Consider the following 15602-nt stretch of genomic DNA (forward strand, 5'->3'; position numbering starts at 1 on the left):
CGCTTTGCTCAACTTTGCGACGCCATCTTTAAGCGGTTTTACACCACCGGCAACAACACCGCGAGGCCGTGTTCGGCCGCCTTGGCGTCCAGCGTGCCGAAGGCCTGCTGCAGATAGTTGTATACCGCCAGCGAACCCTGCTTGCCCGGCTTGTTTTCGATGCTGGCCACCACGGCGCCCTTGCCGTCGAGCAGATCGATACGTTCGATACCGTCGATGGCCGGCAGTTGGGCGAGGTTGTCCTTGAACACGTTGCTCGGTTGAATCACTGAAAACACTCCTTCTATTCGGAAAAATACGGCGAGCCGTATCTTATCCGATAGGGTGTTTTGCATCGTGCTGAACCATGAGGCTTCGCGCAGTCCGCCGCGGAAGCTTCGGTTTTTCCGAACCTTCGCTTCCGGATTAGCAGATTTATCCGTTCCCCAACCTGACGCAGACTGAGGCTCATCACCACTGCGGACATTGTCCGCGCCAGGAGCCCAAACATGCGAACCTATCCGCGCAACAGTCCTCAAGCCGCCGCACGTATCGTCGCGCTGGCCCTTACTTCCGACGGCCACGTCAGCAGTTCGGAAGAGCTCGCCCTCGAAAACCTGGATATAGCGGGCCAACTCGGTCTCGCACCAGAGCAATTCGCGCAGACCGTGCAGACGCTGTGTGAGGACCAGTCGGTCGCGAACACACCGTTCGCGCCGCCGGTCGGCCAGCTCGGCGCGGCCCTGCTCACCACGTTGTTAGATGAGATCGACGACCCCGCGTTGCGGCGCAAGGTGATGCGCCTGTGTATCGCCGTCACGATCGCGGACAACTATCTGGCGGATGGCGAAATTGCCTTACTGGCTGCTGTGTTCAACGCTTGGGGGCCTAAGCCAATCCAGGTGGCGAGCCGGCACATCCGGTTGCCGGACGCGCCGTACACTCACGCACGCCCGGCAGCGACCACCTGAGAAGCGAGCGCATGATGCTGCCCGCGCCGCGAGCGGATCGCGTGGATTTCTTCGACTACGCCTTCCGCTCGACCGAGCCAGCGCAGCCCCCGCAGCAGCGCCACGTCCCCCGCGCCAAGTTCCGCGAGCGGAAACACGCCGAGGCCACGCGCGGCGAACACCGCCATCAGCGCACTGTCTTCGAACTCCCCGACGATCCGCGGCCGGATTCCTTCGGTTTCGAACCATCGGTCAATCCGGGCACGCAACGCGCCGTGCCCGGTGGGCAGAAGCACAGGCAGCTCGGCCAGGCACTGCGGAAAGCCAGTGCGGGCAGACTTGCGGATGATCTCCGCGGGGCCATACCAATCAACTGGCGAACCGACAAGGCGCTGGCTCACGACGCGCAAGTCCGCATTGTGCGGCGCAGGCTGGCACGCCAGCACGAGATCGAGCCGATGGAGCGCGAGCTCCGACAGCAACTGCGCATGCTCGCCTTCGTGGCAGAGCAGCCTGAGCGACGGCGTTTCAAGCACCGGCGCGAGCAGCGCGTGCGCGGCCAGCTTTGAGATGCCGTCGGAAAGACCTACGGCAAGCCGGGCAACACGCTCGCCGCCCGCCTCGCGCATCTCGTCGAGCAGCGCTTCGCCGATCTGAAAAATCTGTTCCGCGTGATTGAAGGCCGTTTCGCCGGCTTCGGTCATCGTGACGCCGCGCCCTGCCGGTTTGAGCAACTGGCGCCCGATCGATTTTTCCAGCTCGCGCACCTGCGCGCTGATCGTCTGAACCGCCATGTCGAGACGCTCGGCCGCACGCGCGAAGCCGCCCTCCTTCACGACGATCCAGAAATAGTAGAGATGGCGATAGTTGAGCATGCTGGCGACACTTCGAATAAAACGATATGTCGCTCAGATTATCACTGATTTATCCGAACCATGAAGACGGCGATGATAACGGCATACCGACGTTGCCTGTCACCCTTTGCTTACGGACCCCATGGACTCTTTACTCATACTCGCTGCCGACCCCGCCGCATGGGCTGCGCTTCTCACGCTGGTCGTGATGGAAATCGTGCTCGGCATCGACAATCTGATCTTCATCTCGATCCTCAGCAACAAGCTGCCGGAAGCCCAGCGCGCTCGCGTGCAGCGCATGGGCATCATGCTTGCGCTCGTGCTGCGGCTCGCCCTGCTCGGCACCGTCGCGTGGATTGCGCAACTGACCGCGCCCGCCGTGACGCTGTTCGGCCACGCGTTTTCATGGCGCGATCTGATCCTGCTCGGCGGCGGCCTGTTCCTCGTCTGGAAGGCGACAAGCGAAATTCGCCACCACGTCGTTCATGCGGAAGAAGTACGCGACAAGGCGAGCACAACCGTGCAGTTGACCGCCATGGCTGCGATTGGACAGATCCTGGTGCTCGATATCGTGTTTTCGGTCGACAGCATCATCACTGCGGTGGGGATGACCGAGCACATGCCGATCATGTTCGTTGCGGTGATTGCTGCCGTCGCCGTGATGCTGTTCGCCGCCAACCCGCTGTCGCGCTTCATTGATCGCAATCCGACCATCGTCATGCTCGCGCTCGGTTTCCTGCTCGTGATCGGCATGACGCTCATCGCAGAAGGTTTTGGTTCACACGTGCCGAAGGCTTACATCTATGCGGCTATGGCGTTCTCCGCGTTTGTCGAGGCACTGAACATGCTCGTGCGCCGGGCGAATTCGAAGCGGGCGCCTAGCACGGAGCAATGAGCGCTCGATGAACTTTTTTACCGTTGAGGAGCAACGAAATGAAATGTCCCGTTTGCAAGACCACTGACTTGCTGATGACCGAGCGACGCTCGATCGAAATCGACTACTGCCCGGTCTGCCGGGGCATCTGGCTTGATCGCGGCGAACTCGACAAGCTGATTGCGCAGGACGCCGGGAGCGATGACGCGCAGACTAACGCTACCGCACGCACGAGTCGGGACAACCATTCGGATCGAGATCGGGAACGGCATCGCGACCATGCGTACGACAACAACCGCACGTATGACAATCACCGGACGGATTATCGGGGACACAAGAAGAAGCGCTCGCTTTTCGACATGTTCGATTTCGATTGAAAGTGTCCGCGAGCAGAAGAACCAGGCAGCAGTTATCAGATCGGAGGCGCGCGCTGTTGTCAGCCGCGCCTTTTCATTTTCCCTCTGACGTTGCCTCAGCCAGCGTCGAACCCTTCATACAAATAACAACGCGCCGCGTGTCATCGACAGAGCGAAGTGGCGCGTTAAGCCGTTAACTGTTTGACTGCGGGTTTGAGCGCGCGGGTTAGGCGCAATCCACCCGCGCTGAATCCCCTGCGCCCGCCGCCATGATGTTCCCCCAAATTGTTTTCCTGCCCGTCTATCGTTCAGATGCCACTTTCTATCGTTTCGATTACAAAGACCGGCGCGCTTGCTGCGCTGACGTATTGCACGCTAACCATGGCGATGCCGGCGCAGGCAGCCGACAACGTGATCGTGCTCGACTCCGGTGAAGCCAAACTGACGCTGATCGATCCCGCCACGCATAAGGTGATCGGCACGGAGCCGACGGGTAAGGAACCGCACCATCTGATGATCACGCCCGACGGTCACTCGCTCATCGTCGCGGATTCGATCTCGAACGATCTGATGTTTCTCGATCCACACACCGGCCGTGTGCAGCGCAAGGTCGACGATATCGAAGATCCCTATCAGCTCGGTTTCTCGCCCGATCACAAATGGTTCGTGACGGCAGGTCTGCGGCTGGATCGCGTCGACGTGTATCACTACGACGGCCAGAACATGACGCTCGCCAAACGCGTCCCGCTCTCGAAGACGCCGAGTCACATGACGTTCTCGTCCGATAGCAAGACGGTATTCGTCACGCTGCAAGACACCGGCGAAGTGGCCGCGATCGATCTGGCGACGCAGACGGTGCTGTGGAAACTGCACGTGGGCAATACGCCCGCCGGCCTCTGGATGACGCCGGGCGACCGCTATCTGTTGATCGGCATGACGGGCGAAGACGACGTAGCCGTAGTCGACTGGCACAAACAGCAAGTCGTGAAAAGAATCCAGACCGGCCGCGGCGCGCACAATTTCCGCAATCTCGACGACGGCCAGCACATAGCGCTCACGAACCGCGTGGAAAGCACGATCAGCATTCTCGATTACAACACGCTGACGAAGACCGCTGACATTACCGGACTCATGCCCGGTCCTGACGACATGGAACTGTCCGCGGATCACCGCTACCTGTGGGTCACATTCCGTTTTTCACGGCATGTGGGCATCATTGATCTGACAACGCATAAACTTATCGATACGATCGCGGTCGGACGTTCACCGCATGGTTTGTATTTCGCCAACCGTGCACCCGTGTATGCGCCCAATCCAGACTGAACAGGCTTTCGTTTTGATGACAGCACCCGCAATTTCAAGAGGTTTTTGATGATCCACGAAATCCTCACGCTACTCGACAATGGCATCTCGACGTTGCAGACACTCCTGTACGTCGACGTGGTGCAGCCGTTTTTCTATCGCTTCGGCCTGATGGGATACGACGAGGACACCTACGATGCACTCTATTGGGTCATCGTCGGCGTGCTGGAAATCCTCGTCACGTATATCGCCTTGCGGCCGCTCGAAGCGCTGCGGCCCGTCGAGGCGTGGTCCGATCGGAAAGCGCTGCGCGCCGACGTGATCTACACGTGGATCGCCAAACTCGGCATCATCAATATCGCGTTCTTCTTCATGCTGCAGCCGGTGTTCAATCACTGGCAGAGCTTGATCGCGATCTACAACGTGCCGAACATCGATATCGACGGACTGTGGCCGGGCGTCACCGATCAGCCGGTCGTGTCGTTCCTCATCTACCTGATCGTGCTCGATTTCTTCGGGTACTGGTATCACCGCTGGCAGCATCGCTTCGGCGTGTGGTGGGAGCTGCACGCGGTGCACCACAGCCAGCAGCAGATGTCGTTGTGGTCCGACGACCGCAATCACTTTCTCGACGACATCATTCAGGCCGCGTTCTTCGCCGCGATTTCGCTGTTCATCGGCGTGCAGCCGAGCCAGTTCGTCGTACTGGTCGCGGTCGGCAACTTCATGCAGAGCGTGCAGCACGTGAACGCGCGCCTGCCGTATGGATGGCTGCTCGAACGCACGATCGTGAGCCCGATTTTTCATCGGCGTCATCACGCAATTGGCTACGGCCATGAAGGCACGCGCTACGGCTGTAACTTCGGCGTGCTGTTTCCGTGGTGGGACATGATGTTCAGGACCGCGTCGTGGGACCGCACTGTTGAGCCGACCGGCATTCGTGACCAGTTGCCCGTGCCGCACGGCGCAGCGCGTTCCTATGGCGACGGGTTAATCGCACAGCAATGGCGCGCGTTTGGCCGTATCGCGATGCGTCTGCGGGGACAACGCAACTACGGCGGCGTGACGGACTGATTGTCATTGGCATGGGGGCGGGTGACTTATCCCAACACCACGGCTCGTGCAATCAGCAACACGCCTGCGGCGACGATACCGGCTCCAATCACGCGCGCCACGCGCTCACCACGCGGTGCAAGACGTTCAACGGTGATGGCCGCCGTCACAGCAGCCATCACACGCAAATCCATGACCCCGGCAACGAGCAGGACCGTCGTCAGGCCGGCACAGCAGTAGCTGCAGTGGAGGCCGAGGCGCAGACCGTGGCGCCATGCCGTGGCGGCGTCGGCGGGCAATGCGGGCAACATGAGGCAGCGCCTTGGTGTCTCGCGACAGCAGGCAAGGCGCCGGGTCTTCCACGCAGTGAACTGCAGCGCCCCGGCGATCAGCACAATCACACCGACTGCGAACGGAACGGCGCGCGCCAGCGCCGGCTGTTGCATCTCGAGCGCCGCCAGCGCGGCGCCGAGCGGAAATGCGGCTATGCCGAACGCGGTCCACACGAAGAAGTACCCCACGCCCACCATCACCGTCAGCCAGCCCAGGCCCGTTACGCCTGCCCCGCCGACGGCCTCGCGGTAGCGCCACAGCATGGGAACGAGAGATGGCAGCATCATCGCGACCATCATCACGATCCACATACCGAGGAACGACGCCGCGAGGCCTGGCCACGTCTGTCCGCACATCCGCATCCACGCCGCCGACATCGTCCAGCCGCCGGGCATCGGCATCTCGCCCATCGCTGACATGGACGCGGCGCCGGCGATCGTCACCGCCGTGCTGACGGTGAAGAGTAACGCCGAGACGCCGAAGAAAGCCCGCTGCGAAACTCGCGCTTCGATCGCACGTCCCGACATTTCGCAGCCCCTGGTTGCGCCAACGTGTCCCATCGCCCGGCTCAGCGCGTCGTCTCGTACTCGTCGTGACGCTTCCACCAGACGCCCGTCTCGTTGCGCCCCTTGGGCGCGCGGTCGAGCAACTGGTACATGCCCCAGATGCCGTCCACGCCGCGCGCATAGGTGGAGTACGTGTGGTAGACGACGCCGTCCTCGAGTACGAACGCGCTCAAGCCCGGCCTGTCGCGCGTGTACGTCGCCGCGTCGGTTCCGCACGTGGCCGCGAACTGGACGACGGGCTCCGGGACGACCTGCGTTTCGTCCATCGCGTGGCCGCCGCGCTCGTAGTTGTATTCGATGCTTCCTTCACGCTGCTGCGCCTCGGTGAACGCGATGTTGAAGTCGAAGTTGAAGTCGCTGCCAGCGGACGACGCCCACGGGAATGTCCAGCCCATCCGGCGCTGGTACGTCTGCAGCTTCGCGAACGGCGCCCGCGACACCGCCGTCAGCGTGACGTCGTGATTTGCCAGATGAACGACGACGCCGTTGAACCCATCGGCGATCGACGAACACGACGGGCAGCCGGCCTTGTAGTCGGGTCCAAACATGAAGTGGTACACGAGAAGCTGCGAGCGTCCTTTGAAGAGGTCCGCCAACGATGCCCTTCCGGCAGCGGTTTCGAATGTGTACGCCTTGTCGATTCGCACCCAGGGCAGTGCCTGCCGTTGCTGCACCAGCGCGTCGCTCTGCCGCGTGAGCGCCTTCTCTGCCTTGAGCAGATCGAGCCGCGCCGCCAGCCACTGGTCACGCGTCCCGGTTGTATGTGTCGTGGTCATGATTCTCTCCTTGGGAGTCCTTCGTCGTTCGTTCAGTTGTCGAGACGACGAACTGGTTGGTGGTCGTGCTAGATTAGTCACGGGCACCCGAACGGTGGGAGTGACAAGTGTGGCGGGATTCGAATAGACCATGGACTCGCTAGTGACGGCCGCGGCGCGTGCGCTCGCGGCGGGCGACCCGCTCGGCGCACTGAACCGGGTCGCCTTGCGCGACGACGCAGCTGCGCTCGCGCTGCGAGGCATAGCGATGGCGCAGCTCGGTGATCTTGTTCGGGCAAAAGCGCTGGTGCGCAGTGCGGCGCGCGCCTTCGGCCCGAAAGCGCCAGTGGCCCGCGCGCGATGCGTGGTCGCCGAGGCTGAAATCGCGCTCGCCTCGCGCGATCTGGGCTGGCCCGCGAAGGCGCTCGACGCCGCTCGGGCGACGCTCGAAGCCCACGGTGACCGGCTGAACGCCGCGCATGCGCGGTATCTCGAAGTCCGGCGCCTCCTCCTGATCGGGCGCCTCGACGAGGCCGAGCGCCTGCTCGCCCACCTCGATCCAGCACCCTTCCCGCCCGCGCTGCGTGCCGCCCACGAGCTGGTCGTCGCGGGAATCGCGATGCGCCGCCTCCAGACGAAAACCGCGCGCGCTGCGCTCGGGAAAGCTGAGCAAGCCGCGCGTCACGCAGGTATCCCATCGCTGACGGCGGAGGTCGACAGCGCACGCCTACTGCTGGACACGCCCGCGGCTCGTCTGATTGCACACGGCGAAGAGCGTTTGCTCGTGCTCGAGGAGATTGAGGCGTTACTGGCGTCGAAGGCGCTCGTGGTGGACGCGTGCCGTTATGTCGTGCGTGAAGCAAACATCGTGGTCCCGCTCGCGAGGCGTCCGGTGTTGTTCGCGCTCGCACGCGCACTGGCCGAAGCGTGGCCCGAAGACGTATCGAGGGACACCCTCATCGCGCGCGCATTCCGGACGAAGCATGCCGATGAATCGCATCGCGCACGGCTGCGCGTCGAAGTCGGGCGGCTTCGCGCGTTGCTTGGGCCGCTGGCCGGCGTGAGCGCGACGAAGCGCGGTTTTGCGCTGGTGCCGCACGGCGCGCGCGAGGTCGTCGTGCTCGCGCGGCCGGTCGAAGAACCGCATGCGATGGTGCTCGCCTTCCTCGCCGACGGTGAGTCGTGGTCGAGCTCGGCGCTCGCGATTGCACTGGATGCCAGTCAGCGCACCATGCAGCGGGCACTCGATTCGCTGGCGGCAGCCGGCAAGGTGCAGTCGTTCGGCCGCGGGCGCGCGCGACGCTGGATGACGCCGCCCATGCCCGGATTCACGACGACTTTGTTACTCCCCGCTCCCCCTACCGAGTGATTAGGATCGAAACATGAACAAATCAGCCGCCAAAATCGTTCGTGAATATGGGCCCTTTCCGGGTGTCAACCAGGTGGGGGGCGTCACCTATGACGGTCAGCGTGTCTGGATTGCGGCCGGAGACAAGCTGAATGCCTTCGATCCGGTGAGCGGAGAAACGCTGCGCTCGTTCGACGTCGCCGCGCAGGCAGGCACGGCCTTCGACGGCCAGCACCTGTTTCAGATCGCCGACGACCTCATCCAGAAGATCGATCCGGATACCGGCCGCGTGCTCGCCACCATTCCCGCACCCGGCGGCGGGGGCAACTCGGGGCTCGCGTGGGCCGAAGGAATGCTCTGGGTGGGGCGGTATAAGGACCGGAAGATCCACCAGGTCGATCCCCAAACCGGGGCGATTCTGCGCACTATCCAGTCCAACCGCTTCGTCACCGGCGTCACCTGGAGCAACGGAGAGCTCTGGCACGGCACCTGGGAAGATGAAGCGAGCGAGTTGAGGCGAGTCGATCCTGGTACGGGAGAAGTGCTGGAGAGCCTGGAGATGCCGCCCGGCCTGATCGTGTCGGGGCTGGAAGCCGATGGCGGCGATCTGTTCTTCTGCGGCGGCGGAAACAGCGGGAAGGTGCGAGCCGTACGCCGGCCCGCACGAGACGCCGCGGTCCCCGTCGAGTCTGCGAGCGAGTAATTTACCGCCTGACGACGGATTTGATGCAACGCCCGGATCGACTCAACAAACAACCAACAACAAACGTCGTCGATCCAGGGCTCCCGCCAGCAGAAATTCGTCTGCCGCGGCTAAACGCCAACCAGCGCCGGCAGCTCCACCTCGTACGACAAGCGCTCGCGCCAACTGCTGGTCTGCGGCTGACCTACCGCCTGGGTCACATGCGGCGCGCTTTCGACGCGCATCGATACACACGCTGGATAGCGCGCTTTTTTCTTCTCGAGGATGGCCCGGCTCAGAAACCCGGCGCTATACGCTTTCAGCAAGTGCGCGTGATGTGCTTCGATGTACGCGGCAATCTGCGCCTCTTCATCGTCGATCATGGCTAGCAACGCCAGCGTGCGCGCATCCCAACGGAAGCGCAGGCCGAGTTCTTCGAAAGCGCTGTTATAGGCGCACAGTTGCGCCTCTACTTCCGCGTCGTGCGCGCTCTCGCGGGCGTCGAACTGGGACGGGTTCATGGTCGTCTCCTTCAGGCAAATTGACATGACCAAGAATAGGAGCGCGAAAAGATAAACAACAGTTAAAGTTATTTCGAAGAACCATAAAGCTTTGTTTATATATCAATTCCCCTGCCGACGGCATCGACGAAGTCAGAATGCCCGGACATCTCATGACCCCGTTGTCAGAACAGGCATACCCATCCATTAGGTATGCCTAATGCAAACCATAAAATGTTTTAACTTTTACTTATCGCTGTTCGCGCGCAGCATCCTTCAGAAGCGCTCCACGCGAAACGCCTTTTACCCAGTTGTTGTGAGATCGACGGGCAAAGGTTTTCGTCAGTGCAATTTCCTCTGGCCGACCAATGGCGCTTGATTGCCAACAGACAAACCGGCGATGAAGCGATTCGATCACGTAAGTCCAACGCGCCGCTCGAGCGCGACGGAATATACAGGAGACGAAGGACATGGGACATTCCAACGTATCCGGGACAGGCCGTACGCCGTTCCGGCAAAACCGCTGGGTCCAGCTAGCGATCGGCATCGTATGCATGGGGCTCGTCGCGAATTTGCAATATGCCTGGACGCTGTTCGTCGTTCCGATGGACAACGCCCACCACTGGGGCCAGGCAGCCATTCAGACCGCATTCACGGTCTTCATCGTCACTGAAACCTGGCTCGTGCCTATCGAAGGCTGGCTCGTCGACAAGTTCGGGCCGCGCCCGGTTGTGATCGGCGGTTCGGTGTGCGCGGCGCTCGGCTGGATCATCGACGCGCATGCGAGCAGTCTCGTCGAGCTATACATCGCAGCCGTGATCGCCGGTATCGGCGCGGGTTGCGTATATGGCACCTGCGTCGGCACGGCACTCAAATGGTTTCCGGACAAGCGCGGTCTCGCGGCCGGTTTGACTGCGGCAGGTTTCGGCGCCGGCGCGGCCCTCACCGTGATTCCAATCGCCAACATGATCCAGCGCTCGGGTTACGAGCACACGTTCATGTTCTTCGGCATTTTCCAGGGCGTCTGCATTCTGCTGCTCGCCACCATGCTGGTACGGCCGAAACCTCCCGCATTCGCGGTCGCGGCCAAACGCGTGGTCGCAAGCAAGATCGACTACACGCCCGGCGAGATGATCCGTTCGCCGCTCTTCTGGGTGCTGTATCTGATGTTCGTGTTCGTCGCAGCCGGCGGCATTATCGCCACCGCCCAGCTTGGGCCGATCGCGAAGGAATTCGGCTTTGCCAAACTGCCGGTGAACCTGATGGGCATCACGCTGCCGCTGCTCACGATGACGCTGTCAATCGACAATTTCTGCAACGGTTTTACGCGTCCGTTGTGCGGTTTCCTGTCGGACCGCATCGGCCGCGAAAACACGATGTTCATGATCTTTCTCGGCGAGGGCGTCGCACTGCTGGGGCTCATGCAGTTCGGCCACAACCCGTACGCCTTCATGTTCTTCGCCGCCGCTGTGTTCCTGTGCTGGGGCGAGATCTTCTCGATCTTCCCGGCGACCTGCGCGGACACGTTCGGCAGCAAATACGCCGCGGCCAATGCCGGCACGCTTTATACCGCGAAGGGCACAGCGTCGATGCTGGTGCCGCTCGCCTCGGTGCTGTCGGCCAGCGGCGGGTGGAGCACCGTGTTCATCTCGGCGGCGGTGGTGTCGATCGCGGCAGCCGTATCCGCGAAATTCATCCTCGCCCCCATGAGAAAACGCTGGATCGAAAACTCAGGCGCGCCGGCTGGCGTAGTGATCGCTGAAGCGCGCCTGCAGCCGTCGCCAGGCGGCTCACCTGAATGAACAACAACGTGAGCTCGCCACTCACGACGAATCCATAACGTCCCGCGACCAAGGAGCAGCATCATGGCAGAAGCCGACCGGCAAACAGTAGAAGAGACTTCGACACAACAAGCGGTCGAGACGACCGACGGGTTTCATCTCGTCATCGACGCGCTGAAACTGAACGACATCAGCACCATCTTTGGACTGGTCGGCATCCCGATCACCGACCTCGCGCGGCTTGCCCAGGCGGAAGGGATGCGTTTCATCGGTTTTCGCCATGAACAGCACGCGGGCAATGCAGCGGCCATTAGCGGTTTCATGACGCAGAAGCCGGGTATCTGCCTGACCGTGTCGGCGCCCGGCTTTCTGAACGGCCTGACCGCCCTCGCCAACGCGACCACCAACTGCTTCCCGATGATCCTGATCAGCGGTTCGAGCGAGCGTGAAATCGTCGATCTGCAGCAGGGCGATTACGAAGAAATGGATCAGTTGAATGCGGCCAAGCCGTATGCGAAGGCCGCGTATCGCGTGCTGCATGCGGAAGACATCGGCATCGGCGTGGCGCGTGCGATTCGCGCCGCGGTGTCGGGCCGCCCGGGTGGCGTTTATCTGGATTTGCCGGCCAAGCTGCTCGCGCAAACGCTGGACGCCGTGAAGGCGCAGCAATCGCTGGTCAAAGTGGTCGATGCCGCACCGCGTCAGTTGCCGGCGCCGGAATCGGTCAAGCGCGCAATCGATGTGCTGAAGAGCGCCAAGTGTCCGCTGATCCTGCTCGGCAAGGGGGCGGCTTACGCGCAGGCTGACGCGGAGATCCGGGCGTTCGTCGAACAAAGCGGCATTCCGTATCTGCCGATGTCGATGGCCAAGGGCCTGTTGCCCGATACGCACGAGCAATCGGCGTCGGCGGCACGCTCGTTCGTGCTGCAGGAAGCCGACGTTGTCGTGCTGATCGGCGCGCGTCTGAACTGGCTGCTCTCGCATGGCAAGGGCAAGACGTGGGGCGCGGAGCCGAAGAAGTTCGTCCAGGTCGATATTTCGCCGACCGAGATCGACAGCAACGTCGCGATTGCCGCGCCGGTGATCGGCGATATCGGCTCGTGCGTGGCGGCATTGCGTGCCGGCCTCGATGCGGGAGTCGCGAAGCCGAGCGCTGAGTGGACCGGCGCGATCGCCGAGCGCAAGAGCAAGAACCTCGCAAAGATGGCTGCGACACTCGACAAGAACCCGTCGCCGATGAATTTCCACAGTGCGTTGCGCGCAATCCGCGATGTGCTGAAGACGCGCCCGGACATCAACGTCGTCAACGAAGGCGCGAACACGCTCGACTACGCGCGCAGCATCATCGACATGTACGAGCCGCGCAAACGCTTCGACTCGGGCACGTGGGGAATCATGGGCATCGGCATGGGCTTCGCGATCGGCGCGGCGGTGACGAGCGGCAAACCGGTTGTCGCGATCGAAGGTGACAGCGCGTTCGGTTTCAGCGGCATGGAACTCGAAACGATCTGCCGTTACGACTTGCCGGTTTGCACCATCGTCTTCAACAACAACGGCGTGTATCGCGGCACCGACGTGAACCCGACAGGCGGCAAGGACGTCGCGCCGACCGTGTTCGTGAAGGGCGCGCGCTACGACAAGATGATCGAGGCATTCGGCGGTGTCGGCTACAACGCGACCACACCGGAAGAACTGACGAAGGCTCTGCTTGAAGCGATCGCATCAGGCAAGCCGACCTTGATCAATGCCGTCATCGACGAAGCGGCGGGCACCGAAAGCGGCCGCCTGACCAATCTGAATCCGCAAAGCGCGGCAATGAAAAAGTGATCCAGCGTAACCACGGAGATAGCAAAGTGACCAAACCACTCGAAGGCATCAAGATCATCGACTTCACCCACGTTCAGGCCGGTCCTGCGTGCACCCAGTTGCTCGCCTGGTTCGGCGCCGATGTGATCAAGGTTGAAAGACCGGGTTCGGGCGACGTGACGCGTAACCAGTTGCGCGACATCCCTGACGCCGACGCGCTTTACTTCACGATGCTCAACAGCAACAAGAAGTCGCTCACGTTGGACACGAAAAAGCCCGAAGGCAAGGAAGTACTCGAAAAGCTGATTCGAGAATCCGACGTGCTGGTCGAAAATTTTGGCCCGGGCGCGCTGGACCGGATGGGCTTTTCATGGGAACGCCTGAACGAACTCAATCCGAAGATGATCGTCGCTTCGGTGAAGGGCTTCAGCGACGGCCATCACTACGACGACCTGAAGGTCTACGAAAACGTCGCGCAATGCGCGGGCGGCGCGGCGTCCACCACCGGCTTCTGGGACGGCCCGCCGACCATCAGCGCCGCGGCGCTCGGCGACAGCAACACCGGCATGCATCTGGCGATCGGCATTCTGACCGCACTGATTGGACGCGACAAAACCGGCAAGGGCCAAAAGGTCGCGGTGTCGATGCAGGATAGCGTGCTGAACCTGTGCCGCGTGAAGCTGCGCGACCAGCAGCGGCTAGAGCGCGTGGGCTATCTCGAGGAATATCCGCAATATCCGCACGGCGAATTCAGCGACGTGGTGCCGCGCGGCGGCAATGCGGGCGGCGGTGGTCAGCCGGGCTGGGTGCTCAAGTGCAAGGGCTGGGAAACGGATCCGAACGCGTACATCTACTTCACGATCCAGGGCCATGCATGGGAGCCGATCTGCAAGGCACTCGGCAAACCCGAATGGATTGACGATCCCGCCTACAAGACTGCCGAAGCACGTCAACCGCATATCTTCGAGATCTTCGGCACGATTGAAGCGTGGCTCGCCGACAAGACCAAGTTCGAAGCGGTCGACATCCTGCGCAAGTTCGACATTCCGTGCGCGCCGGTGCTGACAATGAAGGAGCTGGCCAACGACCCGTCGTTGCGCGCAAGCGGCACGATCGTGGAAGTCCCGCACAAGAAGCGTGGCACGTATCTGACGGTCGGCAGTCCGATCAAGTTCTCGGACATGAAGCCGGAAGTGACCGCGTCGCCGCTGCTCGGTGAACACACGGATGAAGTGCTGGCGAGCCTCGGCTACAGCCGGCAGGACATCTTCAACCTGCACGAAATCAAAGCGGTTTAATGGTGTTACGCTGCGGGCCTATGTGCAGGCTCGGGCCTGTGGATACGGCGCCCCTCAGCGGGCGCCGTATCCAATTCAAGGATCTGCGGTTTTACTTCCGGGGAGCGCCATGCAAAGCGCTATCGACTTCGAGCAACTCGTCAACGTAATCGGCGACGCGATCATCATTTCCGATGCCACCGGCAGCATCACATTATGGAACCCCGGCGCTGAGCGCATGTTCGGCTTTGCGCAGAGCGAGGCACTGGGAAAGTCGCTGGACCTGATCATTCCGGAACGTTTGCGCGGCCGCCATTGGGACGGCTATCACAAGACCATGGCAACGGGCGAAACCCGCTATGGCAACGACGTGCTGCGTGTCCCTGCCGTCCATAAGGACGGGCGGTCACTGTCGATCGCCTTTACGGTCGCGTTGCTGCATTCGCCGCAGAACGAGCTCACCGGCATCGTCGCCGTGATCCGCGACGAAACCAGCCGCTTCCAGGAGGATCGCCTGCTGCGCAAGCGTCTCGCGGAACTGGAAGCGTCCGCGGGCGCGTGAGCGTCATGCATAGCGCGCAAGAAACATATCGGCAGCAGATTCCGCGACATGCTTTTGTTCATCGGCGCTGAGGGGTGGCTGACCCATCGTCACCTGCGGCCAGAACGCGAACGCTTTCACCAGGGCCTGCAACTGCTGTGAGGCAAACATCGGGTCCGACGTCTTGAGGCGGCCATCAGCAGCGGCTGCGCGAATCCACACTGTTAGGTCCTCTTCGCGCTCGCCCATGCGCGCCACCATATCGCGCGCGCGTTCCTGCGAATGAATGCCCGCCGCGATCGCAACGCGCGCCAGCGACAGAAACGCCTCGTTATTCAGAAGGGCCAGCTTTTTAAACAGAAGCTGGAGCAACTGCGCACGCAACGGATGCGCGGCCGAATAAGCCGTCACCTCTCCCGTATCGCTCGACTCCCACAACTGCCCCAGGATCGCAGCGAACAGCGCTTCCTTGCTTGGAAAATGGTTGTAGACCGTCCGCTTCGAAACGCCCGCGCGTGCCGCGATACGGTCCATGCTGGTCGCGTCGAAGCCGGCCGCCAGAAACTCTTCGATTGCCGCCCCAATGACGGCGGCGCGCTTGCGGTCGGTCAGGCGGAGGGTGGGTTCACTGGTGCTCATCAATAA

At 61.9% G+C, this 15602-nt stretch carries 16 protein-coding genes and 1 pseudogene; 11 read left to right on the plus strand and 6 right to left on the minus strand.

Going from position 1 to position 15602, the window contains the following annotated elements:
* Positions 1–56: 56 nt before the first annotated feature.
* A pseudogene (locus tag M0D67_RS32445) lies at positions 57–269 on the minus strand (DUF2322 family protein); the annotation flags it as partial.
* A 219-nt stretch (positions 270–488) separates the two neighbouring features.
* On the opposite strand from M0D67_RS32445, the gene M0D67_RS32450 reads away from it, so the two are divergent.
* Positions 489–950 carry a TerB family tellurite resistance protein gene (locus tag M0D67_RS32450; protein ID WP_266241035.1) on the plus strand — a complete coding sequence of 154 codons (462 nt, stop codon included), beginning with the start codon at positions 489–491 and terminating at the stop codon, positions 948–950.
* Here M0D67_RS32450 and M0D67_RS32455 read toward each other — a convergent pair.
* The gene (locus M0D67_RS32455) at positions 923–1804 is read right to left on the minus strand and encodes a LysR family transcriptional regulator (RefSeq protein ID WP_266241036.1); all 882 of its coding nucleotides are present in this window, start codon (positions 1802–1804) and stop codon (positions 923–925) included. The genes M0D67_RS32450 and M0D67_RS32455 overlap by 28 nt on opposite strands.
* Positions 1805–1925: 121 nt before the next feature.
* Between M0D67_RS32455 and M0D67_RS32460 the strand changes: the two genes are divergently transcribed.
* From M0D67_RS32460 to M0D67_RS32475, 4 genes are all read left to right on the plus strand, one after another.
* Complete coding sequence (locus M0D67_RS32460) at positions 1926–2678, plus strand: TerC family protein (RefSeq protein ID WP_266241037.1); 753 nt, start codon at positions 1926–1928, stop codon at positions 2676–2678.
* Between the two features lie 38 nt (positions 2679–2716).
* A complete protein-coding gene (locus M0D67_RS32465) occupies positions 2717–3034 on the plus strand; it encodes a zf-TFIIB domain-containing protein (RefSeq protein ID WP_266241038.1) in 318 nt (105 codons plus the stop codon).
* A 291-nt stretch (positions 3035–3325) separates the two neighbouring features.
* The gene (locus tag M0D67_RS32470; RefSeq protein WP_323138192.1) at positions 3326–4336 is read left to right on the plus strand and encodes a beta-propeller fold lactonase family protein; all 1011 of its coding nucleotides are present in this window, start codon (positions 3326–3328) and stop codon (positions 4334–4336) included.
* Between the two features lie 48 nt (positions 4337–4384).
* Positions 4385–5389, plus strand: a complete 1005-nt coding sequence (locus tag M0D67_RS32475) for a sterol desaturase family protein (protein WP_266241039.1) — start codon at positions 4385–4387, stop codon at positions 5387–5389.
* A 26-nt stretch (positions 5390–5415) separates the two neighbouring features.
* Here the strand turns inward: M0D67_RS32475 and M0D67_RS32480 are convergent, their stop codons facing one another.
* A complete protein-coding gene (locus M0D67_RS32480; RefSeq protein WP_266241040.1) occupies positions 5416–6228 on the minus strand; it encodes a DUF2182 domain-containing protein in 813 nt (270 codons plus the stop codon).
* A gap of 41 nt (positions 6229–6269) precedes the next feature.
* Positions 6270–7043: a DUF899 domain-containing protein gene (locus M0D67_RS32485; RefSeq protein ID WP_266241041.1), complete on the minus strand. Its 774-nt coding sequence runs from the start codon at positions 7041–7043 to the stop codon at positions 6270–6272.
* Positions 7044–7173: 130 nt separating this feature from the next.
* Between M0D67_RS32485 and M0D67_RS32490 the strand changes: the two genes are divergently transcribed.
* Together M0D67_RS32490 and M0D67_RS32495 are read left to right on the plus strand one after the other, a co-directional pair.
* The gene (locus tag M0D67_RS32490) at positions 7174–8391 is read left to right on the plus strand and encodes a helix-turn-helix domain-containing protein (RefSeq protein WP_266241042.1); all 1218 of its coding nucleotides are present in this window, start codon (positions 7174–7176) and stop codon (positions 8389–8391) included.
* 13 nt (positions 8392–8404) lie between these two features.
* Positions 8405–9073, plus strand: coding sequence for a glutamine cyclotransferase (locus M0D67_RS32495; protein WP_266241043.1), 669 nt, complete (start codon positions 8405–8407; stop codon positions 9071–9073).
* Positions 9074–9183: 110 nt separating this feature from the next.
* Here the strand turns inward: M0D67_RS32495 and M0D67_RS32500 are convergent, their stop codons facing one another.
* A complete protein-coding gene (locus M0D67_RS32500) occupies positions 9184–9573 on the minus strand; it encodes a hypothetical protein (RefSeq protein ID WP_266241044.1) in 390 nt (129 codons plus the stop codon).
* A gap of 449 nt (positions 9574–10022) precedes the next feature.
* Here M0D67_RS32500 and oxlT point away from each other — a divergent pair, with 449 nt between their 5' ends.
* The 4 genes from oxlT to M0D67_RS32520 all read left to right on the plus strand — a co-directional run bounded on the left by oxlT (position 10023) and on the right by M0D67_RS32520 (position 14978).
* Complete coding sequence (gene oxlT, locus M0D67_RS32505; protein ID WP_266241045.1) at positions 10023–11354, plus strand: oxalate/formate MFS antiporter; 1332 nt, start codon at positions 10023–10025, stop codon at positions 11352–11354.
* A 63-nt stretch (positions 11355–11417) separates the two neighbouring features.
* Positions 11418–13160 carry an oxalyl-CoA decarboxylase gene (gene oxc / locus M0D67_RS32510; protein WP_266241046.1) on the plus strand — a complete coding sequence of 581 codons (1743 nt, stop codon included), beginning with the start codon at positions 11418–11420 and terminating at the stop codon, positions 13158–13160.
* 26 nt (positions 13161–13186) lie between these two features.
* The gene (gene frc / locus M0D67_RS32515; protein WP_093637087.1) at positions 13187–14437 is read left to right on the plus strand and encodes a formyl-CoA transferase; all 1251 of its coding nucleotides are present in this window, start codon (positions 13187–13189) and stop codon (positions 14435–14437) included.
* 109 nt (positions 14438–14546) lie between these two features.
* Entirely contained in the window at positions 14547–14978 is a 432-nt protein-coding gene (locus M0D67_RS32520; RefSeq protein WP_266241047.1) for a PAS domain-containing protein, read from the plus strand.
* A gap of 3 nt (positions 14979–14981) precedes the next feature.
* Here M0D67_RS32520 and M0D67_RS32525 read toward each other — a convergent pair whose 3' ends face one another.
* Entirely contained in the window at positions 14982–15596 is a 615-nt protein-coding gene (locus M0D67_RS32525; RefSeq protein ID WP_154567758.1) for a TetR/AcrR family transcriptional regulator, read from the minus strand.
* Positions 15597–15602: the final 6 nt, after the last annotated feature.

Source organism: Paraburkholderia sp. SECH4, from assembly GCF_030511745.1.
GTDB lineage: Bacteria > Pseudomonadota > Gammaproteobacteria > Burkholderiales > Burkholderiaceae > Paraburkholderia > Paraburkholderia madseniana.

Excerpts from the sequence above, each read along its gene's own strand:
- M0D67_RS32520 (WP_266241047.1), top strand. The coding sequence starts at position 14,547 with ATGCAAAGCGCTATCGACTTCGAGCAACTCGTCAACGTAATCGGCGAC.
- M0D67_RS32495 (WP_266241043.1), top strand. The coding sequence starts at position 8,405 with ATGAACAAATCAGCCGCCAAAATCGTTCGTGAATATGGGCCCTTTCCG.
- M0D67_RS32500 (WP_266241044.1), bottom strand. The coding sequence starts at position 9,573 with ATGAACCCGTCCCAGTTCGACGCCCGCGAGAGCGCGCACGACGCGGAA.
- M0D67_RS32465 (WP_266241038.1), top strand. The coding sequence starts at position 2,717 with ATGAAATGTCCCGTTTGCAAGACCACTGACTTGCTGATGACCGAGCGA.
- M0D67_RS32485 (WP_266241041.1), bottom strand. The coding sequence starts at position 7,043 with ATGACCACGACACATACAACCGGGACGCGTGACCAGTGGCTGGCGGCG.
- M0D67_RS32450 (WP_266241035.1), top strand. The coding sequence starts at position 489 with ATGCGAACCTATCCGCGCAACAGTCCTCAAGCCGCCGCACGTATCGTC.
- M0D67_RS32455 (WP_266241036.1), bottom strand. The coding sequence starts at position 1,804 with ATGCTCAACTATCGCCATCTCTACTATTTCTGGATCGTCGTGAAGGAG.
- M0D67_RS32490 (WP_266241042.1), top strand. The coding sequence starts at position 7,174 with ATGGACTCGCTAGTGACGGCCGCGGCGCGTGCGCTCGCGGCGGGCGAC.
- M0D67_RS32460 (WP_266241037.1), top strand. The coding sequence starts at position 1,926 with ATGGACTCTTTACTCATACTCGCTGCCGACCCCGCCGCATGGGCTGCG.
- oxc (WP_266241046.1), top strand. The coding sequence starts at position 11,418 with ATGGCAGAAGCCGACCGGCAAACAGTAGAAGAGACTTCGACACAACAA.
- oxlT (WP_266241045.1), top strand. The coding sequence starts at position 10,023 with ATGGGACATTCCAACGTATCCGGGACAGGCCGTACGCCGTTCCGGCAA.
- M0D67_RS32525 (WP_154567758.1), bottom strand. The coding sequence starts at position 15,596 with ATGAGCACCAGTGAACCCACCCTCCGCCTGACCGACCGCAAGCGCGCC.
- M0D67_RS32480 (WP_266241040.1), bottom strand. The coding sequence starts at position 6,228 with ATGTCGGGACGTGCGATCGAAGCGCGAGTTTCGCAGCGGGCTTTCTTC.
- M0D67_RS32475 (WP_266241039.1), top strand. The coding sequence starts at position 4,385 with ATGATCCACGAAATCCTCACGCTACTCGACAATGGCATCTCGACGTTG.
- M0D67_RS32470 (WP_323138192.1), top strand. The coding sequence starts at position 3,326 with ATGCCACTTTCTATCGTTTCGATTACAAAGACCGGCGCGCTTGCTGCG.